Raw genomic sequence first — 17029 nt, 5'->3', positions numbered from 1 at the left:
AACAGTGATTGACTGCTCCCCCTTTGATTAATTTAAAGCAAAACCGTTATCTGCTGTCAAACCGGCTAAAACATGAACACGTAAAATAAAGCCGGCCAACTTATTCTCTTTGTTTACAACAGCGAGAGGAAATTTTGATTCCAGCACTTTTGGAATCAGTTCGCTGACATATTCGTCTCCCTTAACAATGGAAATGTCATGGCGCATTACTTCCTCCAATGTCTGTTTCTTTTCACGCCCCTTGATTGCGTCGTCAATTGTAACTATTCCCTTCACTTGCCGCTGGCGATCGACAACAAACACGCTGGATATGCCATTGGCCTTCATTTCTTTGATTGCTACATTTAATCCGTCCTTCAAGGAAACGAGGGCATTCGGCTTAATCATCACATGTTCCGCTTGAAGTACTTTTGAACGGTCGATGTCCTTAATGAATTCAGAAATATAATCATTCGCCGGCTTTTCGATGATTTCCTCCGGGGTACCGACCTGAACTACTCGCCCATCTTTCATGACTGCTACCCGGTCTCCCAATTTAAATGCCTCGTTGACATCATGGGTAATGAAAACAATTGTTTTTTGCAATCGATTCTGGATATCCAGCAGTTCAAGCTGCATTTCCCTTCTAATCAAAGGATCCAGCGCGCTGAACGGTTCATCCATCAATAGTATGTCGGGATCATTGGATAGAGCTCTCGCTAATCCAACCCTTTGCTGCATTCCTCCGGATAACTCATCAGGATATTTATCTCCATAACCCTTCAATCCTACTATTTCTATATTCTTTAAAGCAATCTCTCTTCTTTTAGCCTTTGGTATTTTTCGGATTTCCAAGCCGTATTCCACATTGGCAAGCACCGTCCGATGACTGAACAGTCCAAAATGCTGAAACACCATCGCAATTTTTTCCTGCCTCACTTTTTTCAGACCGGAACTATTAGATGTCATGATATTTTGATCGTCAATATATATTGCTCCATCAGTGGGTTTGTTCAATAAATTAAAACACCGGATCAGTGTGGACTTTCCGCTGCCGGATAAACCCATAATCACAAAAATTTCACCCTTATTAATTTCAAGGGAAGCATCGTATACACCTACCGTGTGTCCTGTCTTCTTCAGTATCTCTTCTTTGGACATCCCTTGTTTCACCATGGGGATGACAGATTTCGGTTTAGGGCCGAAAATCTTTGAGACATGCTCAAGCTTAATTTGTGCAGTCATTGGCTTACCCCCTTGTGCTTTTGAAACTTCTCTGCAACTCCATTTGTAACTCTATCAATGATAATGGCTAAAAATACGATACTGATACCCGCCTCAAATCCTAATGCGATATCAATTCGATTGATTGCCACAAGCACTTGCTCCCCCAAACCGGAAGCACCGACCATGGAAGCAATGACCACCATTGCGAGGGCCATCATCGTCGTTTGGTTCACCCCGGCCATAATGGTAGGCAGCGCTTGTGGCAGCTGTACCTTCCGCAGCATCTGCCATCTGGACGATCCGAATGATAGCGCGGACTCTATGACCTCTTTGTCAACTCCCCGGATTGCTAGTTCAGTCAAACGAATAACAGGCGGCAAGGCATAAATCAGTGTAGCGAAGATCGCGGAGACATTACCTAATCCGAAGAAAAAGATGGCTGGAATTAAATAAACAAAACTTGGCATCGTCTGCATCGCGTCCAGTATTGGCCGCATGACTGTAGAAAAACCGCTACTGTATGACATCCATATACCTACTGGAATGCCAATCACTAAACAAATTAAGACGGCAGTCAATATGATCGCGATGGTAGTCATCATATCTTCCCACAACCCAAATGTACCGATTAAAAAGATAAAACTCGCATATAAAACACCTGACAAAACAGATTTGAAATACCAACCGAGTAAAAATATCGCAATGATGAATAGCCACCATGGCGTCCATAGCAAAAAATCCTCTATTCCGTTAATTAATTTTGAGGAAATTAAAAAAATAAAATCAAAAAACCCTTCAAGCGATCTGTCAAGGAAATCTACAAGATCACTTACATAGACGCCTATATTCGTCCTTAAATCTGGAAATCCTTCCATAGTAAAAACCCCACTTATTTTTTTGTTTGTATGAATGACACAAGCGCAGCCTTAGGTGACAAGCACAAGGCGAATTTCGATGAAGCAGCTTTTCATCCAGCAAAGCTGCTTATCTTAATTACAGCGTGAGAATCTTCACCGAATTTACTTCCTTATGGCTTTGCGATGAAGGAAACATATGGTCCCTCGAATACGTTGTGCCGGAGGAAAAAACATCCTGAATTCTCTTCCTGCAACTCGATCCTTGCGGCAGCGGCACCTGGGCAGTCTTAAAGCGCCACCTCCTCGAAAAAGCTGACGCTTTTCCTTCGTCCGAGTTCACGATGTCGAAGCTTCCCTTGTCCTATCACATCGGCAGGCTCAGACCGCGACACCCCGTCGCTTCGCTTGCACTAGCACCTCATGTCTTGTCCGTCAAAGTTGGACACATTTAATATTTTTTGAACAAAACATTTCGTCCAATCTTTCACCATCCAATCTGTGAAAAAAGCAGCCAGCACAAACGGCCAGCTGCTCAAAACTTAAAGAGCTTCCTTAACTTTTTGTGCTTTATCTTCCGGAATCCACTTCGACCATATATCCTCATGCTCTTTCATCCACCAAAGCGCTGCTTCTTCAGCGGAAGTTCCTTCGTCCTCCATATATTGCAAGGCTTCTTCCGTCAAGGCGCTGCTAGTTTCATAGTTTTCCAGAAACTCAACTGCTTCAGGTGCTTGTTCAGGCAAATCTTTGTGAACTGCTATAATTACGTCATTTGGAGGAAATTTGGTCTTTTTTGTTTCTTCCCAAGTATTTTCGTCATATTCCGGCTCTTCGAGCAGTACAAGATCGTACTTGGCAGTGATTGCTGTTGGGGACCAATAGTATCCAACCCAGCCTTTGCCAGATTTATAGGCATCCACTAGCGATGCAACAATAGCTGAATCAGAACCGGGCATAAAATTATTCAAAGTTTCATCCAATCCGTAGGCTTCAAATTTGGAATCAATATGGTCGGCTACTATCCAGCCGCTCGGCGCATTGATTACCCTTCCCCTGTCCGGATCTTCAGGATCGGCGAAGACTTCGGGATATTTCTTTAAATCCTCCACTGTTTTTAAATCCGGTGCCAGCGGTTCGATTCCCCTCTCTTTGTCTCCGTGAATGACGTATGCAGGTACGTAAAGCCCTTGATCATTATCATCAAAATTTACAGAGGTTTTAATAATATCTCCTGATTCAATTGCATCCTCATATACTTCTTTGAGGTTGTCTGTCCATATTTCCATATAGACGTCGATATCACCTTTTCTAAGTCCCTGAAGCGTCGCTGACGACGATCCTGCCGTCACATCAGTTTTATAACCATATCCTTCTTCAAGAATTTTTTGGGCAATTGCATTATGGACCCTGATGCTGTCCCACCCTGCATCAGCAAATACAATTTTATCCGATCCTTTTCTTGATGTTGTTTCATCGCTGCCGCCTCCTCCGCAAGCCGTTAAAAACAGAAGCGCTGCTGCAGCAAAAATACTTCCTATTTTCCTCATGCTTTCTTCCCCTTCTCTATTTTTTATGGAGCGTGGACATTATGTCCAAACGCTATTCACTCCATATCCGATAAATGAGTGAAATGTTGAGCATAGTTCTCCGAAAACATGCAACACTATTAAGCTTAGCCAACTGCATCGACTATATCAAACGAGTGTAAAGGCCAATTTATTAGTTTAATTGCGATGTAATAGAGTTAGTGCTGAATTAAACTGCAATCGTTCCCATATGTTCCCGAATTCTCCGTTTACCTCCCTTGTTCGGTAACTTTAGTCAGTTTAGAATCGATTATCCAAACAAAATAATAGTAAACTGAACTTTCCCTCTTTTCTTAAAGTGTTAGTTAGGAAATAAAAAAAGCATCATATAATCTATTCCAGGTGGTTACCCTAATATACATAGCGGCAGTTGAGTAAAAAAGGAGTTATTAGTATGGATCAAAATCTGTTGGCTGTGCTCATCGGAGTGTTTTTCGGATGTATAGCCCGAGTATTACTTCTTCGAACCGACTTCAGGCAGTATCCTACTTATCCGCAAGGAAGGATCATCCATCTCTCACTAGGATTTATAGCGGCTTTTATCGGTGCGGTAGCCGTTCCCTCAGTCCTTGAATCTAATTGGACTGCGGTAACATTTTTGGGACTCGCAGCAACCCAGTTCAGGGAAGTTAGAAAAATGGAACGGGATACATTGACAAATATTGATTCAAGCGAGCTTGTCAGGCGCGGTACGCCTTTTATTGAAGGAATGGCTCAGGCATTTGAAAGCAGGAATTATTTAGTCATGTTTACTGGACTAGTGACTACCATATTTGCGGTCTTTTCACCTTGGCTAGGCATTCTGGGTGGAATTATCATGCTTTCTGTTGTTAAACGGAATATGACAGGAAATAATTTGTTGGCAATCGCAGATATTTCGGAAGGCGAAATCCGATTTGACGGCCCAAACTTATACGTTGATGACATACATATTAAAAATGTCGGATTGAAAGAGAGCCGGCAGATGATTTTGAATCAAGGTGTAGGCGCCATTGTCACTCCCAAAAATGAAAACAGTGTGGTGACTATTTCCAATCTCGGGCAAAGGCAGGCAATGCTTCATCATGTAGCTAATGTACTAGGTGCATATCTGGACACAGGTGAACCCGACATTGTTCCATTGTCAAAAAGAAATATGAATGATGGGAGAGTCGCGCTATTTCTTATGCCTCAGGAAAAAGACTTCCAACAAATAAAAACTGTACTTGAGCATGTCCCTGTGCTTGACAGCGCAATCAGGCTGCCAGGTGAAGCGGACAAAGGCAAATAGGAGGCTTCCCCTCATGGTCGAAAGGAAGAATGAACAAGTGGCTGAAACCCCTGATATTAAAGCAATCGTCACAACAGATAAAAACCTAATCATCAATAGCGGAGCGCCGGTATTTTTATCAGCAAACCACGAGGAACTTCAAAAGCTAAGCAAAAGCCTTGAAAGAATTTTAGATGCATCCTCACATGAAATTAATAAGGAAACAGTTATTATCGTGGCAAGATAAAAAATGAAACTGTTAGGAATCTGTGCACGCTTGGGCAGGCAGCTACCCCCCTGATTTTTTTCTTCATAAAATGAAAATAGGAGGCTATTTCCTTGTTGAAGAAAGTATTGACGAAAATCGGAAAATCGCAGCAAAGAATTGATGCACTGGAAAAAGCGGCCGGAACGATAAAATACACCGGGGATGTAAGCTACCCTGATACGCTGCACGCCAAATTGGCAACCAGTAAATATGCGCATGCCAATATCAAGGGAATAAATACGGACGAAGCTTGGAAAGTTCCAGGGGTTCGAGCAGTGATTACCGGAAAAATGTTTCCCTTTCATATCGGGCCTATTCTGGCGGATCGCCCTCCTTTGGCAATTGACAAGGTCCGCTACTTTGGCGAGCCTATCGCGTTAGTTGTGGCTGAAAATGAATATCAGGCCTAGCAGGCGGCATTATTAATCAGGGTCGATTATGAACCTCTCCCTGTTGTCAATTGTGTGATACAAGCAATCCAAAAAGAATCCCCTTTAGTCCATGACAATGCTGGGCAATATCAAAAAATCATCAGTAACGTTTATCCCGTTTCAGGTACAAACATCGGAAGCCACATTAAGATACGCAAGGGTGATTTCATCCAGGCTTGGGAAAGCTGTGAAGTGAAAATGAAGGCAGAATATGAATTCAACCTTTCTGATCATGCTGCCTTGGAAACGAGGACATGCAGCGTTGAAATCAATCCGTCCGGAAAAGTTATTGTTCATTCATGCACACAATCACCCTATACGATTAAAAAAGTATTGAATCAATTTTTTAATCTCGAAGTCGGAAATATAATCGTCATGTTCCGCTTCTTGGTGGAGCATTCGGCGGGAAGGGAACCGTTCAATTGGAGCCCCTGGCTTACTTGGCTTCAAAAATGGTCGGCGGGAAGCTTGTCAAACTGCAATATGATCGTGAAGAAGATATGATCACCTGCGCCGGGGCATATCGGGCTTCATGCAACAGTCAGGCTAGGAGCTACGAAGGAAGGAAAAATAATGGCTGGCCAATACACCTTCTTGATCGATTCGGGTGCATATACGGATCAGGCGGCAGGCATCACTAGAGCAGCCGCGCTTGATTGCAGCGGTCCGTATGAAGTACCTAATGTATTGTGCGACTCATATTGTATGTACACCAACCATACATATGCAACTTCATTTCGGGGGTATGCACATCCTGAGCTTACCTTTGCTGTAGAAAGAACGATGGATCAGTTGGCAGAAAAGTTGAATGTCGACCCAGTCGAACTGCGGCTGTTGAACTCTATCAAACCTGGAGACACCTCCCCCACCCAAACATTATTGACGGCCAACAATATAGGAGATCCGGATAAGTGTATGAATAGAGCCAAGGAACTGATCAACTGGGAGGAAGGACAAAGACTGGAAACTGGTGGAAAAATCAAAGCTAAAGGAATCAGCCTTTTTTGGAAAACATCTACCACAGCAACGAATGCGCAAGCTGGGGCACTGTTGACTTTTGAAGCGGACGGACGTGTCAACCTAAACTGTGCAGCCATTGAACTAGGCCAGGGATCAAAGACGATCCTTGCTCAAATAGCAGCGGAAGAATTGGGGCTGGAATTGGATAAAATCCATGTCACAATGGAAGTAAACACACAGTACGACCCCCATCAATGGAGAACTGTTGCAAGCAGTACGACATTTCTTGCAGGGAGAGCTGTCCAAGCTGCCGCAAAGGATGCCAAGACTAAATTAAAAAGGACCGCTTCCATCGTTCTGAAGTGCTCGGAAGTAGACCTCGAGGTAGGCGGCGGAAGAGTTTATTTGAAGCCGAGTCCGGAATACGGGGTTGAAATTAAAGACCTTGCACTAGGCTATAAGTTCCCAAACGGAAATGCTGTCGAGGGGCAGATTGTAGGCCATGGAAAATATATTCAAAGACATCTGACTCCGATGGACAAAAATACCGGATTCGGAAAACCAGGGCCCTGGTGGTCCGTCGGTGCCCAGGCAGTTGAAATACAACTAAATCCAGTGGATTACTCCTATCAAATTTTAAAAGCCGTCACTGTCTTGGACGGCGGGACTATTATCAATCCGGCTACAGACATTCAACAAATGAGAGGCGAAATGTATTTGGGACTAAGTTTTGCAAGCAGTGAATCATTCATTTTCGATGATAATGGGGTTGTTCTTAATCCCCAACTGCGCACGTACCAAATGCTGCGATTCGGCGAGGTGCCCAAGGAATACCTTGTTGATTTTATCGAAACCCCGTCTGCTGATGGCCCTTTTGGAGCCCGTGGGATCGGTGAATATGGAGTGATCGGAATGCTTGCTGCACTTGCCAACTCTCTCTCTGCAGCGGTACAGACAAACTTGAATACACTTCCGCTAATTCCCGAATTCATTTGGAAACAAAAGGAGGGAAGGAATTGATCCCCTTCGATTTTGAATATTATCGCCCGGATTCATTAGACGGAGCAATTGAATTGTTTCATACATTGGATGATAAAAAGACTGAAATCTTTTGCGGAGGAACGGAATTCATTACTTTCGCAAGGAATAATCAGCTTACAGCGGATGCAGTTATAGATATAAAATGCATTACATCGTGAGAAATTTCTTTGAATATGCATCATGCAGGTTTGCGATTCCTCGAATAAGCTATAGCGCAGGAGCACCTTCATCCTGAATAGGCTTCCTTGCAGCTTGTGGCCTCGAGCCGATGGCGCATGGCCGACTTAATACGCCAAATCCTGTGGGCCGTCGGCATAAGGGCCTCCTGTCCGTCGGAGCTAGACATAACTAATCCTCATTCGGTTAGAAAGTTATGTCTATGTTAATAATTTCTTTTACTTTAAGACAAGTACCCTCGGCCTTCAATCAACCGGGGGTATTTTCATCCTTTGATTTTAACATTGATTTGACAGCCTCTTTAATCTCCGCGTAACCCGTACACCTGCACAGATCGGATTCAAACCATTCTTCAATGATTTGATCCGTTGCATTGGGATGTTTCTCTACCAAGGCGTGGCAGCATTGATTGCAAATCCATCATCGAAGAATTCTGCTTTATAGATCTCTATGTTTTTTTGTGCTTCTTTTTGATTTAATTTCTGTGCAAATGCCGAAAGTTCCCCTGCTGATCATTTTGTTTGCTGTTCACACTGATTTCCTCCCTGCTGACATTGCTCTTTAATTATTATTCTTTATATTTCAGGCAGGAATTATCCATTTTTTTATCCGTTAAAAATACTTCTCAATCCGTAAATAATCACTTTCGACAAATTAAGTCACAGTTCCTTCCTTTTTCTATTATTCTTTTAAAGAAATATGTTATGCTTGTATTTCGATTTCAGTCATGATAAAATCACTTTCGACACTATATTTGGTGACGAAGACTGTACATAACACAATATATTGATAATTCACAAGAAAAGGTGCCCATTATGGGCTTAATAGGGAATCCGGTGAAAAACCGGAACTGTCCCCGCAACTGTAAATGCGAACGAAAGGGAAAAACCACTGTCCATCATGACGGGAAGGTCCCCCAGTAGGTTGATGCATGAGTCAGGAGACCTGCCTTTTTTTGTCCGAGTTTCAATTCTTCGGGGATTGGGAAGATGAAACGATAGAGGAGCTATGTTCTTTTCCCTATCGTTTGATCCGCTCTTTCCTCGAGAGCGGATTTTTTATTTGTATAAAACAGGAGGTTTCTATTAAAAAATGACAACTTTAATAGTAAAGGAACACGGAATCAGAAAAAAACCGTTTGACAGGGATCGTCTGGAAAGCTTCATTCAGAGAGTCACTACGATTGAATCACAAGAGTACAGAGAAAAGATTTTTAGGAGCATTGAAACCAGGGCTGAAATAAAAGCTGAAAATATCACCGATATTCTTATTCAATCCGCACTGGAAAATGTCGACGAATTGAATACACAATGGTCATTTGATGCAGCGCGTATTTATTTACAGGACCTATATAAAAAAGCGGCTGAAAACCGTTTATACGATAAAAGCAAGAAATACGGGGATTTTTACGAGCTAATAACAAAGTTAACAAATAAAGGTATCTACACCCCTGCCCTTCTGAAGAAATACAGTAAACAGGAAATCAATGAATTGGCAGAGCTGATCGAGCCTGAGCGTGATTTGTTCTTTGATTATACGGGGCTTCATACGCTGGCTACCAGATATTTGGCTGTTGATCATGAAAAGAATACTTTCGAGCTTCCACAGGAAAGATGGCTCATCATTGCCATGCACCTTATGCAGGATGAATCTGCCGACATGCGCCTGAATCTTGTGGCCGAAAGCTATTGGGCATTGTCAAATCTTTATATGACGGTGGCAACCCCGACATTGGCAAATGCCGGTTTGGCGCACGGGCAGCTGTCAAGCTGTTTCATCGATACGGTGGATGATTCATTGATCGGCATCTATAACAGCAACACAGATGTGGCAAGACTTTCCAAAGACGGCGGCGGAATAGGCGTCTATATGGGCAAAGTCCGAGCTCGGGGCAGCTCTATCAAAGGGTTTAAAGGAGCTTCCTCCGGCGTAGTGCCATGGATCAAGCAGTTAAACAACACGGCTGTCAGTGTGGATCAGCTTGGAAGGCGCAAAGGTGCCATTGCCGTATATCTGGATGTCTGGCATGCCGACATTCTTTCCTTTCTCGACTTGAAGCTTAACAATGGGGATGAAAGGCAACGTGCACACGATATTTTTACCGGAGTCTGTCTGCCAGACCTTTTCATGGAACAGGTGGAAAGCCGCGGAGACTGGCATTTATTCGATCCACATGAAGTGAAACAAGAGATGGGCTATTCATTGGAAGACTTTTATGATGAAGAAAAAGGATCTGGCTCCTTCAGGGAAAAATACGAAGCGTGTGTACATAATGAGAAATTGACTAGAACAACAGTACCTGCCATCCAAATCATGATTAGAATCATGAAGTCACAGCTTGAAACAGGGACGCCATTCATGTTTTACAGGGATCAAGTGAACAGAATGAATCCGAATAAGCATGCAGGTTTGGTCTATTCTTCCAATTTATGTACAGAAATCATGCAAAATATGTCCCCTACGGTTCATCACGAGGAAGTGGTCGACGGAGATACCATCATTACATACAAAAAAGCCGGCGACTTTGTCGTGTGCAACCTATCCTCCATTAATCTGGGTAAAGCGGTTGACCCGGCGGACGAAAATTATGACATTTTGGAGCGTTTGATTCCAATCCAGGTAAGAATGCTGGATAACGTCATCGATCTGAATACAATTGATGTCAAGCAGGCTGCGATAACAAATCGAAAATACCGTGCGATCGGCCTTGGAACTTTCGGTTGGCATCACCTGCTCGCATTAAAGGGCATAGCCTGGGAGTCCAAAGAGGCTGTTCTATTAGCAGACAGCCTATACGAGAAAATTTCACAATTGACCATCAAAGCAAGTATGCAGCTGGCAAAAGAAAAAGGAGCCTATCCCCTATTTGAAGAAAGTGACTGGGAGACCGGCAAATACTTTGAAATCCGTGACTATTTGTCAGGTAACGAAAGCAATGAGTGGAAAAAGATTATGGCAGATATAAAAGCACATGGAATCAGAAACGGTTATTTGATGGCTGTAGCACCGAACTCAAGCACATCTGTAATAGCCGGTTCAACTGCTAGCATTGACCCGGTGTTCAAACCTTTTTACCACGAAGAGAAGAAAAATTACAAGCTTCCTGTTGTTGCGCCGGATCTTAATCACAATACGTACAACGTTTACCGAAAATCGGCATACATTGTTGACCAGCGCTGGTCCATTCAGCAAAATGCGGCCAGGCAGCGCCATATCGACCAGGCAATTTCATTCAATTTCTATGTCCCTAACCATATTAAGGCACAGGTCATGCTTGATTTGCATTTGCAGGCATGGGATTCCGGGCTCAAAACAACGTATTATGTCAGATCAACTGCATCCGATATAGAGGATTGTGTATGGTGCGAATCCTGATCTGCTATGCCAGTTTCAGCGGAAACACGAAAGAAACTGCCGAAATCATTGAAAAGGTACTTAATGTTAATGGGCACACAACAATTTTACATCGAATTGGATCGGGTCCAGCCCCCGATCCCTCCCGCTTTGATGCAATGTTAGTTGGAACCTTTACATGGGGGAAAGGAAAAACTCCCGAACTTGTTAAGGACTTTGTTTACGAAATCGGCTATAAGCCGCCGAATGTTTTCGTTTTTGGTACCGGCGATACTCAATTTGGTGGCGACACCCTGTTTTGCCATGCAGCTGAAAAGCTCGCTGCATTTTATCATTCATCATACGAACCATTAAAAATAGAGCAAAGCCCCAGGGGCTTTCAGGAAAATTCAGTAATAAAATGGACGGAAGGAGTATTGAACCAATGCCTAATACACTTGACAAAGTAGCTGTTTTGGAACCACTGAATCCCAATCGGTCAACTGCATTGTTCGGAGGAAAAGCCAGCGGAATTTTGAATTGGAATGACCTTGCCTATCCCCACTTTTACAATCATCGAGAACAGATCCGCGCTTTATTCTGGCGTGCCAGCGAGGTGGATATGACACAGGATATCAAGCAATTCCCAACACTGTCCGAACAAGAACAAAATGCTTTCTTAAAAATTATCGGACTGCTTGCTACACTTGATGGACCGCAAACGGACGTAGCAGCGAGAATCGGGCATTTTTCTACTGATCCATCCGTCAAATCGATCATGGCCACGATTGCTGACCAGGAAAGCGAGCATAATCACAGTTATGCATATGTCCTCTCCTCAGTCACCTCTTTGGACAGACAAAATGAATCCTTCGAAACAGGAAGAACAGATGAGGTATTATTGAAGAGAAATGAAAGGATCATGCAGGTTTATAATGAATTTGCATCGAATACCACAATTGAAAATGTGTTGAAAGCTATGGTCTACACTGCATTGCTGGAGGGATTGTTCTTTTATTCCGGATTTGCCTTTTTCTATAATCTGGCACGCAACCAAAAGATGGTCGGATCATCGACGATGATTTCATATATCAATCGTGACGAACTTCAGCATGGTCGTTTTATCAGCGACTTGTTCAGGGCCACGCTGGCTGAGAATCAGGAATATAATACAAACGAATTTACAGAATGGGTATATGACCAGTTCCGCCACTCCGTAGAACAGGAAATTACGTGGAGCCGTTATGTACTGGATGGCATCGAAGGAATAGATCTTATTGAGATGGAAGGCTATATCAAATACAGGGCAAATAAGATGCTCAGAATGCTTGGGCTAAGTGAGATCTACAACGAGTATGTTGAGAATCCGATGAAATGGATCCGTGCATATGTTGACAACTTCGATGATACGAAAACTGATTTCTTTGAACAAAAATCACGCCAATATACAAAAACAAGTGATTTAAATGGATTTGATGAATTGTAAATAGCTAGGTAATGGCCTTTTGGGAGGATGAACGGATTTCACGCATCCTCCCTTCTAGTTTTGATGGATAGCCGCTCGTTTAGGGTTTGGCGGTGTTTCTCCGGAGCTGGGTTAGAACATCTCCTGAATCAAATCGAATAAAAACAAAAAGAACTGCCCATAAGGCAGTTCTTTAGTGCATTATTATAGTTTAACAACGTTTTCCGCTTGTGGTCCACGTTGACCTTCAACGATTTCGAATTCTACTTGTTGACCTTCGTCAAGTGTTTTGAATCCTTCGCCTTGAATAGCGCTGAAATGTACGAATACGTCATTTCCGCCTTCCACTTCGATAAATCCAAAACCTTTCTCACTGTTAAACCATTTAACTGTACCAGTTGTCATGCACAAAAACCTCCAAAAATTTTTTAATATGTTCCTAATATTTACCGGGTAAATAAAAATTCACATATTATAATCAATACCCACTTGTCGGAGTAGATATTCATTATAACATGTGAATAATGGTAACTCCTAATACAGGCAAATAAAATTGGCATATCCTTACTTTCTTCATTTATCATACATGATGACAGTAAAAAAAGCAAGGAGCGGGCAAACAATTCTTTATTTATTATTGTGTTGCCCATTTCCATAAATATTATACGAATGAGCGATTTTTTTCTCCTTATTTTGTCTTTGTTGCACCAGATGCTTTCGCAGCTGGTTTCTTTGCTTTTACAGGACGTTTTACTTTTGGCTTTGTCCTGTCTATCGACGCTTGAAGTGCCGCCATCAAATCTGTCATTTGAGCTGCAGGTTTCTTTACATCAACTGTGACCAAGTCTTTTCCAGTCTGCTTCGCTTCAATCAATTCAATGACCTTTGTACGATATTCGTCTTTATATTTGTCCGGATCGAACGTGGTCGTCAACTGATCGATAAGCAGGATCGCCGTATCGATCTCTTTTTTTGTCACATTATCAGCAGCTGGCACATTAGGGACATCGGAAACATTTCGAACTTCATCGGGGAAATGGATTATCTCCATTAAAAGCGTATCTTTATAAACCCGTATGACCGCCAGTTGCTCCTTTGAGCGGATAATTATTTTGGCAATCCCTACTTTCTCCGACTCTGTCAATGCCTTCCTCAGTAATCCATATGCTTTGTTTCCCCCGTCAGGTGACATGTAATAGCTTCGGTTAAAGTATATGGGGTCAATTTCGTTTAATTTAATAAAATCGATGATTTCAACTGCTTTTTCTTCAACAGCCTCTTTCAGTTCCTTCAGTTCGTCATCTTCCACAATTACAAATTTCCCTTTCGTCACTTCATACCCCTTCACAATATCCTTTACCTCAATTTCTTTTTCACACGTGGGACAGATTTTTTCATACTTGATTGGTGTATGGCACTCATTATGCAAGGAACGGAACTTCACATCCTTGTCCTCTGTTGCAGCATGCAGCTTGATTGGAATATTCACAAGACCGAAACTGATGCTTCCTTTCCACATCGTATGCATATCGTCACCTTCGTCACTTCATATTTATCTTAGCTTTTGTTAATTGCCCCAGTAAATAAACATATAAACTTTTGGTAAAAAAAATCTGTTTGGAAAATCTATAAATAAATTCTGATAAGGTGTGATTTGTTTATGAAGCCTATGCTCCCGATATTAACCTTTCATTCCCCTGAAAAAGGCAGCTGGCTGTATGAAATCAAATATGACGGTTATCGGGGAATTTTGGAATGGACGAAAGAAGACATGTATCTTTGGAGTAGAAATGGAAAGGATCTGCTCCCTCAATTTCCTGAAATCCGCTTATTTCTAAATAGGTATGCGGAAAAGGTCAAGAAAGATCTTCCCCTTCGATTAGATGGAGAGCTTGTTATATTGGAGAATTCGTACAAGGCAAATTTCTCTAAACTACAGCAAAGAGGGAGAATGCGTTCAACGGAAAAGATTTCTTTAGAAGCCCAGGAATGGCCCTGCCACTATCTTGTCTTTGACATCCTGTCTTTACAGGGGGAGGATAAAGTTTCATTACCCTATCTCCAACGTAAAAGCAGACTGCTGAAGCTTGTTCAACATCTTAATCTCCCTGAATTTCCGTCACCAGGAGATGACAGGCTTTGCCAGTACATCCCCTTTTTCAAATCCCAAGAGGAAACATTGCTTAAGTCCTTTGAATTCGATAGTGAAGGGGTAATTGCCAAACAAGCACAAAGTCAATGGCTGGAAGGTAAACGTTCTGCAGAATGGCTAAAAATCAAAAACTGGAAAACTGTATCCTGCTTCATCACTTCCATGGATGAGTCTAATGGTTATTTTTCCGTTGGAGTATGGAAAGAAGCCGACGTCTTTCCCCTGGGACAGTTCTTATTCAGCCTGGACACTGAGACTAAGCAGGCACTAAGAACAACAATCCGGCAAAATTATATAAGCCGCAAAGGCTCCTTGTTCATGGTGCCCCCCGGTATTTGCGTTGATGTGAACTATTTGGAATGGACGGACAATCAGATGAGGGAACCCCATTTTAAAAGTTTAAGGTTCGATCTGCACCCCGATGACTGTACGTATGAAAAATTCCTGCTTGATGAGGCGATGTTTCCTGATAGTATTGAAATCACCCATCCAGACAAAATTTTATGGGAAAAAAATTATGCCACAAAACTTGATTATGTTCGTTATCTCAGAAAGGCTGCCCATTTAATATTGCCTTTCCTAAGAAACCGAGCGTTGACTGTCATCAGATCCCCACACGGCGTGTTTGGCGAGCCCTTCTATCAAAAAAACAAACCTGAATCCTCGCCGAATTTCGTGCAATCAAAAATAATAGACGGCATTGATTATATTGTCTGCAATGACTTACAAACACTAATTTGGCTTGGAAATCAACTGGCAATAGAGTTCCATGTGCCTTTTCAAACCGTTACAAGCAAATATGTTAGTGAGATCGTCTTTGACTTGGATCCTCCCGACCGTTCACATTTCCAATTGGCTGTGTACGCTGCATCTATACTCAAGCAGGTTTTTGATGAACTGAACCTATTTACGTTTGTAAAGCTGTCCGGCAACAAAGGGCTACAAATATACATTCCCCTGCCGGAAGGAAAATTCACATGGGATGACACGCGCTTGTTCACAACATTCGCTGCCGATTTTTTAATTCATTATGATCCTGATTCATTCACGACCGAACGTTTGAAAAAGAAGCGGGGCAACAGACTATACGTTGACTTCGTTCAGCATGCTGAAGGCAAGACAATCATTGCTCCGTATTCAGTCAGGAATAATGAGGACGGACTTGTGGCCGCCCCTATCCATTGGCATGAACTGAACGAAGACTTATTTCCTGACCAATTCACGATGAAGTCGGTTCTTGAAAGGCTAAAAATGATGAAAGATCCGTTTGCAGGATTTTTTCACTGTAAAGCGAATCAGCCATTTGATCAAGTGCTTGCCCGCTTGGAGAATCAATCTTAGAACAGAATCAATAAACAAAGACTAAGACTGCGCTCCTCTTGTGATATACGGCTATCCATCTTCAGCAAAGGGGTGTTTGGTGAAAAGTATTGCTGCCATTTAATAGGCATCCAGCCTCTTTTGATCGACATGATAACATGTCCATTTTTTAACAGCAGCCTGTCCGAGTATGGCTTTTTAACTTCGTAATGGTCCGGTCCCACAATAAAACTTAATTTTTTACTTCCCCTCGTATTGATGATCACAGGAATCTTTCTCTTGGCAGCAATAAAGCTGATGCCGCTTTGCCCTATATGCATGTATGCTGTCGTTCCAACACCGTGCTCACTGATTTTAAACAGGCGGCCCTTCCTCCCCAGGCCATAATATTTCATACGGTCCCGTCTCTCTTTTCCTTTAACGAATAAAAGAGAAAGTCGCCTGATGCCGTCTGAAGAATATGCCTCCAATAAAGAATTGGAATTATGTGAAACAATCAGCAGCAGTGTTTCTTCATTTTCTTTCATGGGGCCGTTGTTCAGTATTATCGAAACAGCGCTGCTTTTATATGAAAAATAAATACACCGCAAGATAAAGTAAACCATACAAAGAAACACGACCAGTCCTGCCAGATTACTGAGAAAAAAGTCAGCTTTCCTCACATTCGGCAGAATGATTACAGTAAAAACAACGGTAAACAAGATACTTTGATGAAAATACAGCCGTGCCATGAGTGAATAATGCTCTTTTATGTTCATTCTCTTCCCCCTGCTCAGGAGTTTCAATTAATTATACGAGACGTAATCTTCAAACATGCCTACTCTTTGTTTGGGAAGTACTGTAATATAAGACTGTTAATTTTCGCTCAAGTCCTACGCTTAGCCTCCTCGTCGCTTCAGTGCTATCACAACACTTACGCTTTGACGCAAAAAAGCCGCTCTTTGTAACAGTTTTTCCTGCAGGGCTTTACCTCGGCACGCTTTT

General features: G+C 42.4%; 14 protein-coding genes, 1 pseudogene and 1 riboswitch. Of the genes and pseudogenes, 8 read left to right on the top strand and 7 right to left on the bottom strand.

The window, feature by feature from the left end; genetic code table 11:
- Nucleotides 1-27: 27 nt before the first annotated feature.
- The 3 genes from D4T97_RS13990 to D4T97_RS13980 form a co-directional block, all read right to left on the bottom strand.
- Nucleotides 28-1224: a quaternary amine ABC transporter ATP-binding protein gene (locus tag D4T97_RS13990; RefSeq protein ID WP_126051375.1), complete on the bottom strand. Its 1197-nt coding sequence runs from the start codon at nt 1222-1224 to the stop codon at nt 28-30.
- A complete protein-coding gene (locus D4T97_RS13985; protein WP_126051374.1) occupies nt 1221-2081 on the bottom strand; it encodes an ABC transporter permease in 861 nt (286 codons plus the stop codon). Before D4T97_RS13985 ends, D4T97_RS13990 begins: the two co-directional genes overlap by 4 nt.
- A gap of 521 nt (nt 2082-2602) precedes the next feature.
- Nucleotides 2603-3610, bottom strand: coding sequence for an ABC transporter substrate-binding protein (locus D4T97_RS13980; RefSeq protein WP_126051373.1), 1008 nt, complete (start codon nt 3608-3610; stop codon nt 2603-2605).
- Nucleotides 3611-4043: 433 nt separating this feature from the next.
- Between D4T97_RS13980 and D4T97_RS13975 the strand changes: the two genes are divergently transcribed.
- The 4 genes and pseudogenes from D4T97_RS13975 to D4T97_RS13960 all read left to right on the top strand — a co-directional run bounded on the left by D4T97_RS13975 (nt 4044) and on the right by D4T97_RS13960 (nt 7756).
- On the top strand, nt 4044-4919 hold the full coding sequence (locus D4T97_RS13975; RefSeq protein ID WP_126051372.1) for a YIEGIA family protein: 876 nt from the start codon (nt 4044-4046) through the stop codon (nt 4917-4919).
- A 13-nt stretch (nt 4920-4932) separates the two neighbouring features.
- The gene (locus D4T97_RS13970) at nt 4933-5145 is read left to right on the top strand and encodes a capping complex subunit for YIEGIA (RefSeq protein ID WP_126051371.1); all 213 of its coding nucleotides are present in this window, start codon (nt 4933-4935) and stop codon (nt 5143-5145) included.
- A 107-nt stretch (nt 5146-5252) separates the two neighbouring features.
- A pseudogene (locus tag D4T97_RS21115) lies at nt 5253-7577 on the top strand (xanthine dehydrogenase family protein molybdopterin-binding subunit).
- The gene (locus tag D4T97_RS13960) at nt 7574-7756 is read left to right on the top strand and encodes an FAD binding domain-containing protein (protein WP_126051370.1); all 183 of its coding nucleotides are present in this window, start codon (nt 7574-7576) and stop codon (nt 7754-7756) included. Before D4T97_RS21115 ends, D4T97_RS13960 begins: the two are co-directional and overlap by 4 nt.
- 268 nt (nt 7757-8024) lie before the next feature.
- Here the strand turns inward: D4T97_RS13960 and D4T97_RS13955 are convergent, their stop codons facing one another.
- Nucleotides 8025-8168, bottom strand: a complete 144-nt coding sequence (locus D4T97_RS13955) for a 2Fe-2S iron-sulfur cluster-binding protein (RefSeq protein ID WP_408021613.1) — start codon at nt 8166-8168, stop codon at nt 8025-8027.
- A gap of 394 nt (nt 8169-8562) precedes the next feature.
- Nucleotides 8563-8742, top strand: a riboswitch (cobalamin riboswitch).
- Nucleotides 8743-8867: 125 nt separating this feature from the next.
- Here D4T97_RS13955 and D4T97_RS13950 point away from each other — a divergent pair.
- From D4T97_RS13950 to D4T97_RS13940, 3 genes are read left to right on the top strand one after another with little or no spacing between them, the layout of a single operon-like run.
- Nucleotides 8868-11150: a ribonucleoside-diphosphate reductase subunit alpha gene (locus tag D4T97_RS13950; protein ID WP_126051368.1), complete on the top strand. Its 2283-nt coding sequence runs from the start codon at nt 8868-8870 to the stop codon at nt 11148-11150.
- On the top strand, nt 11135-11578 hold the full coding sequence (locus D4T97_RS13945; RefSeq protein ID WP_126051367.1) for a flavodoxin: 444 nt from the start codon (nt 11135-11137) through the stop codon (nt 11576-11578). The genes D4T97_RS13950 and D4T97_RS13945 overlap by 16 nt, the downstream gene beginning before the upstream one ends.
- A complete protein-coding gene (locus tag D4T97_RS13940; RefSeq protein ID WP_126051366.1) occupies nt 11554-12594 on the top strand; it encodes a ribonucleotide-diphosphate reductase subunit beta in 1041 nt (346 codons plus the stop codon). Before D4T97_RS13945 ends, D4T97_RS13940 begins: the two co-directional genes overlap by 25 nt.
- Nucleotides 12595-12777: 183 nt before the next feature.
- On the opposite strand, the gene D4T97_RS13935 is transcribed toward D4T97_RS13940, so the two are convergent.
- Together D4T97_RS13935 and ku are read right to left on the bottom strand one after the other, a co-directional pair.
- Nucleotides 12778-12978, bottom strand: coding sequence for a cold-shock protein (locus D4T97_RS13935; RefSeq protein ID WP_018707263.1), 201 nt, complete (start codon nt 12976-12978; stop codon nt 12778-12780).
- Between the two features lie 283 nt (nt 12979-13261).
- Nucleotides 13262-14101, bottom strand: a complete 840-nt coding sequence (ku, locus tag D4T97_RS13930; protein WP_126051365.1) for a non-homologous end joining protein Ku — start codon at nt 14099-14101, stop codon at nt 13262-13264.
- A gap of 132 nt (nt 14102-14233) precedes the next feature.
- Between ku and D4T97_RS13925 the strand changes: the two genes are divergently transcribed.
- Complete coding sequence (locus D4T97_RS13925) at nt 14234-16066, top strand: DNA ligase D (RefSeq protein ID WP_126051364.1); 1833 nt, start codon at nt 14234-14236, stop codon at nt 16064-16066.
- Here the strand turns inward: D4T97_RS13925 and D4T97_RS13920 are convergent.
- Nucleotides 16063-16803 (bottom strand): hypothetical protein, encoded by a 741-nt coding sequence (locus tag D4T97_RS13920; RefSeq protein ID WP_126051363.1) that lies wholly within the window; start codon nt 16801-16803, stop codon nt 16063-16065. The genes D4T97_RS13925 and D4T97_RS13920 overlap by 4 nt on opposite strands.
- Nucleotides 16804-17029: the final 226 nt, after the last annotated feature.

The sequence above is a fragment of the Siminovitchia acidinfaciens genome, from assembly GCF_003605385.1.
Taxonomy (GTDB): domain Bacteria; phylum Bacillota; class Bacilli; order Bacillales; family Bacillaceae_C; genus Siminovitchia; species Siminovitchia acidinfaciens.
The sequence above is the reverse complement of the archived record's forward strand: the minus strand, read 5'-3'. Positions and strand labels throughout refer to the sequence as shown.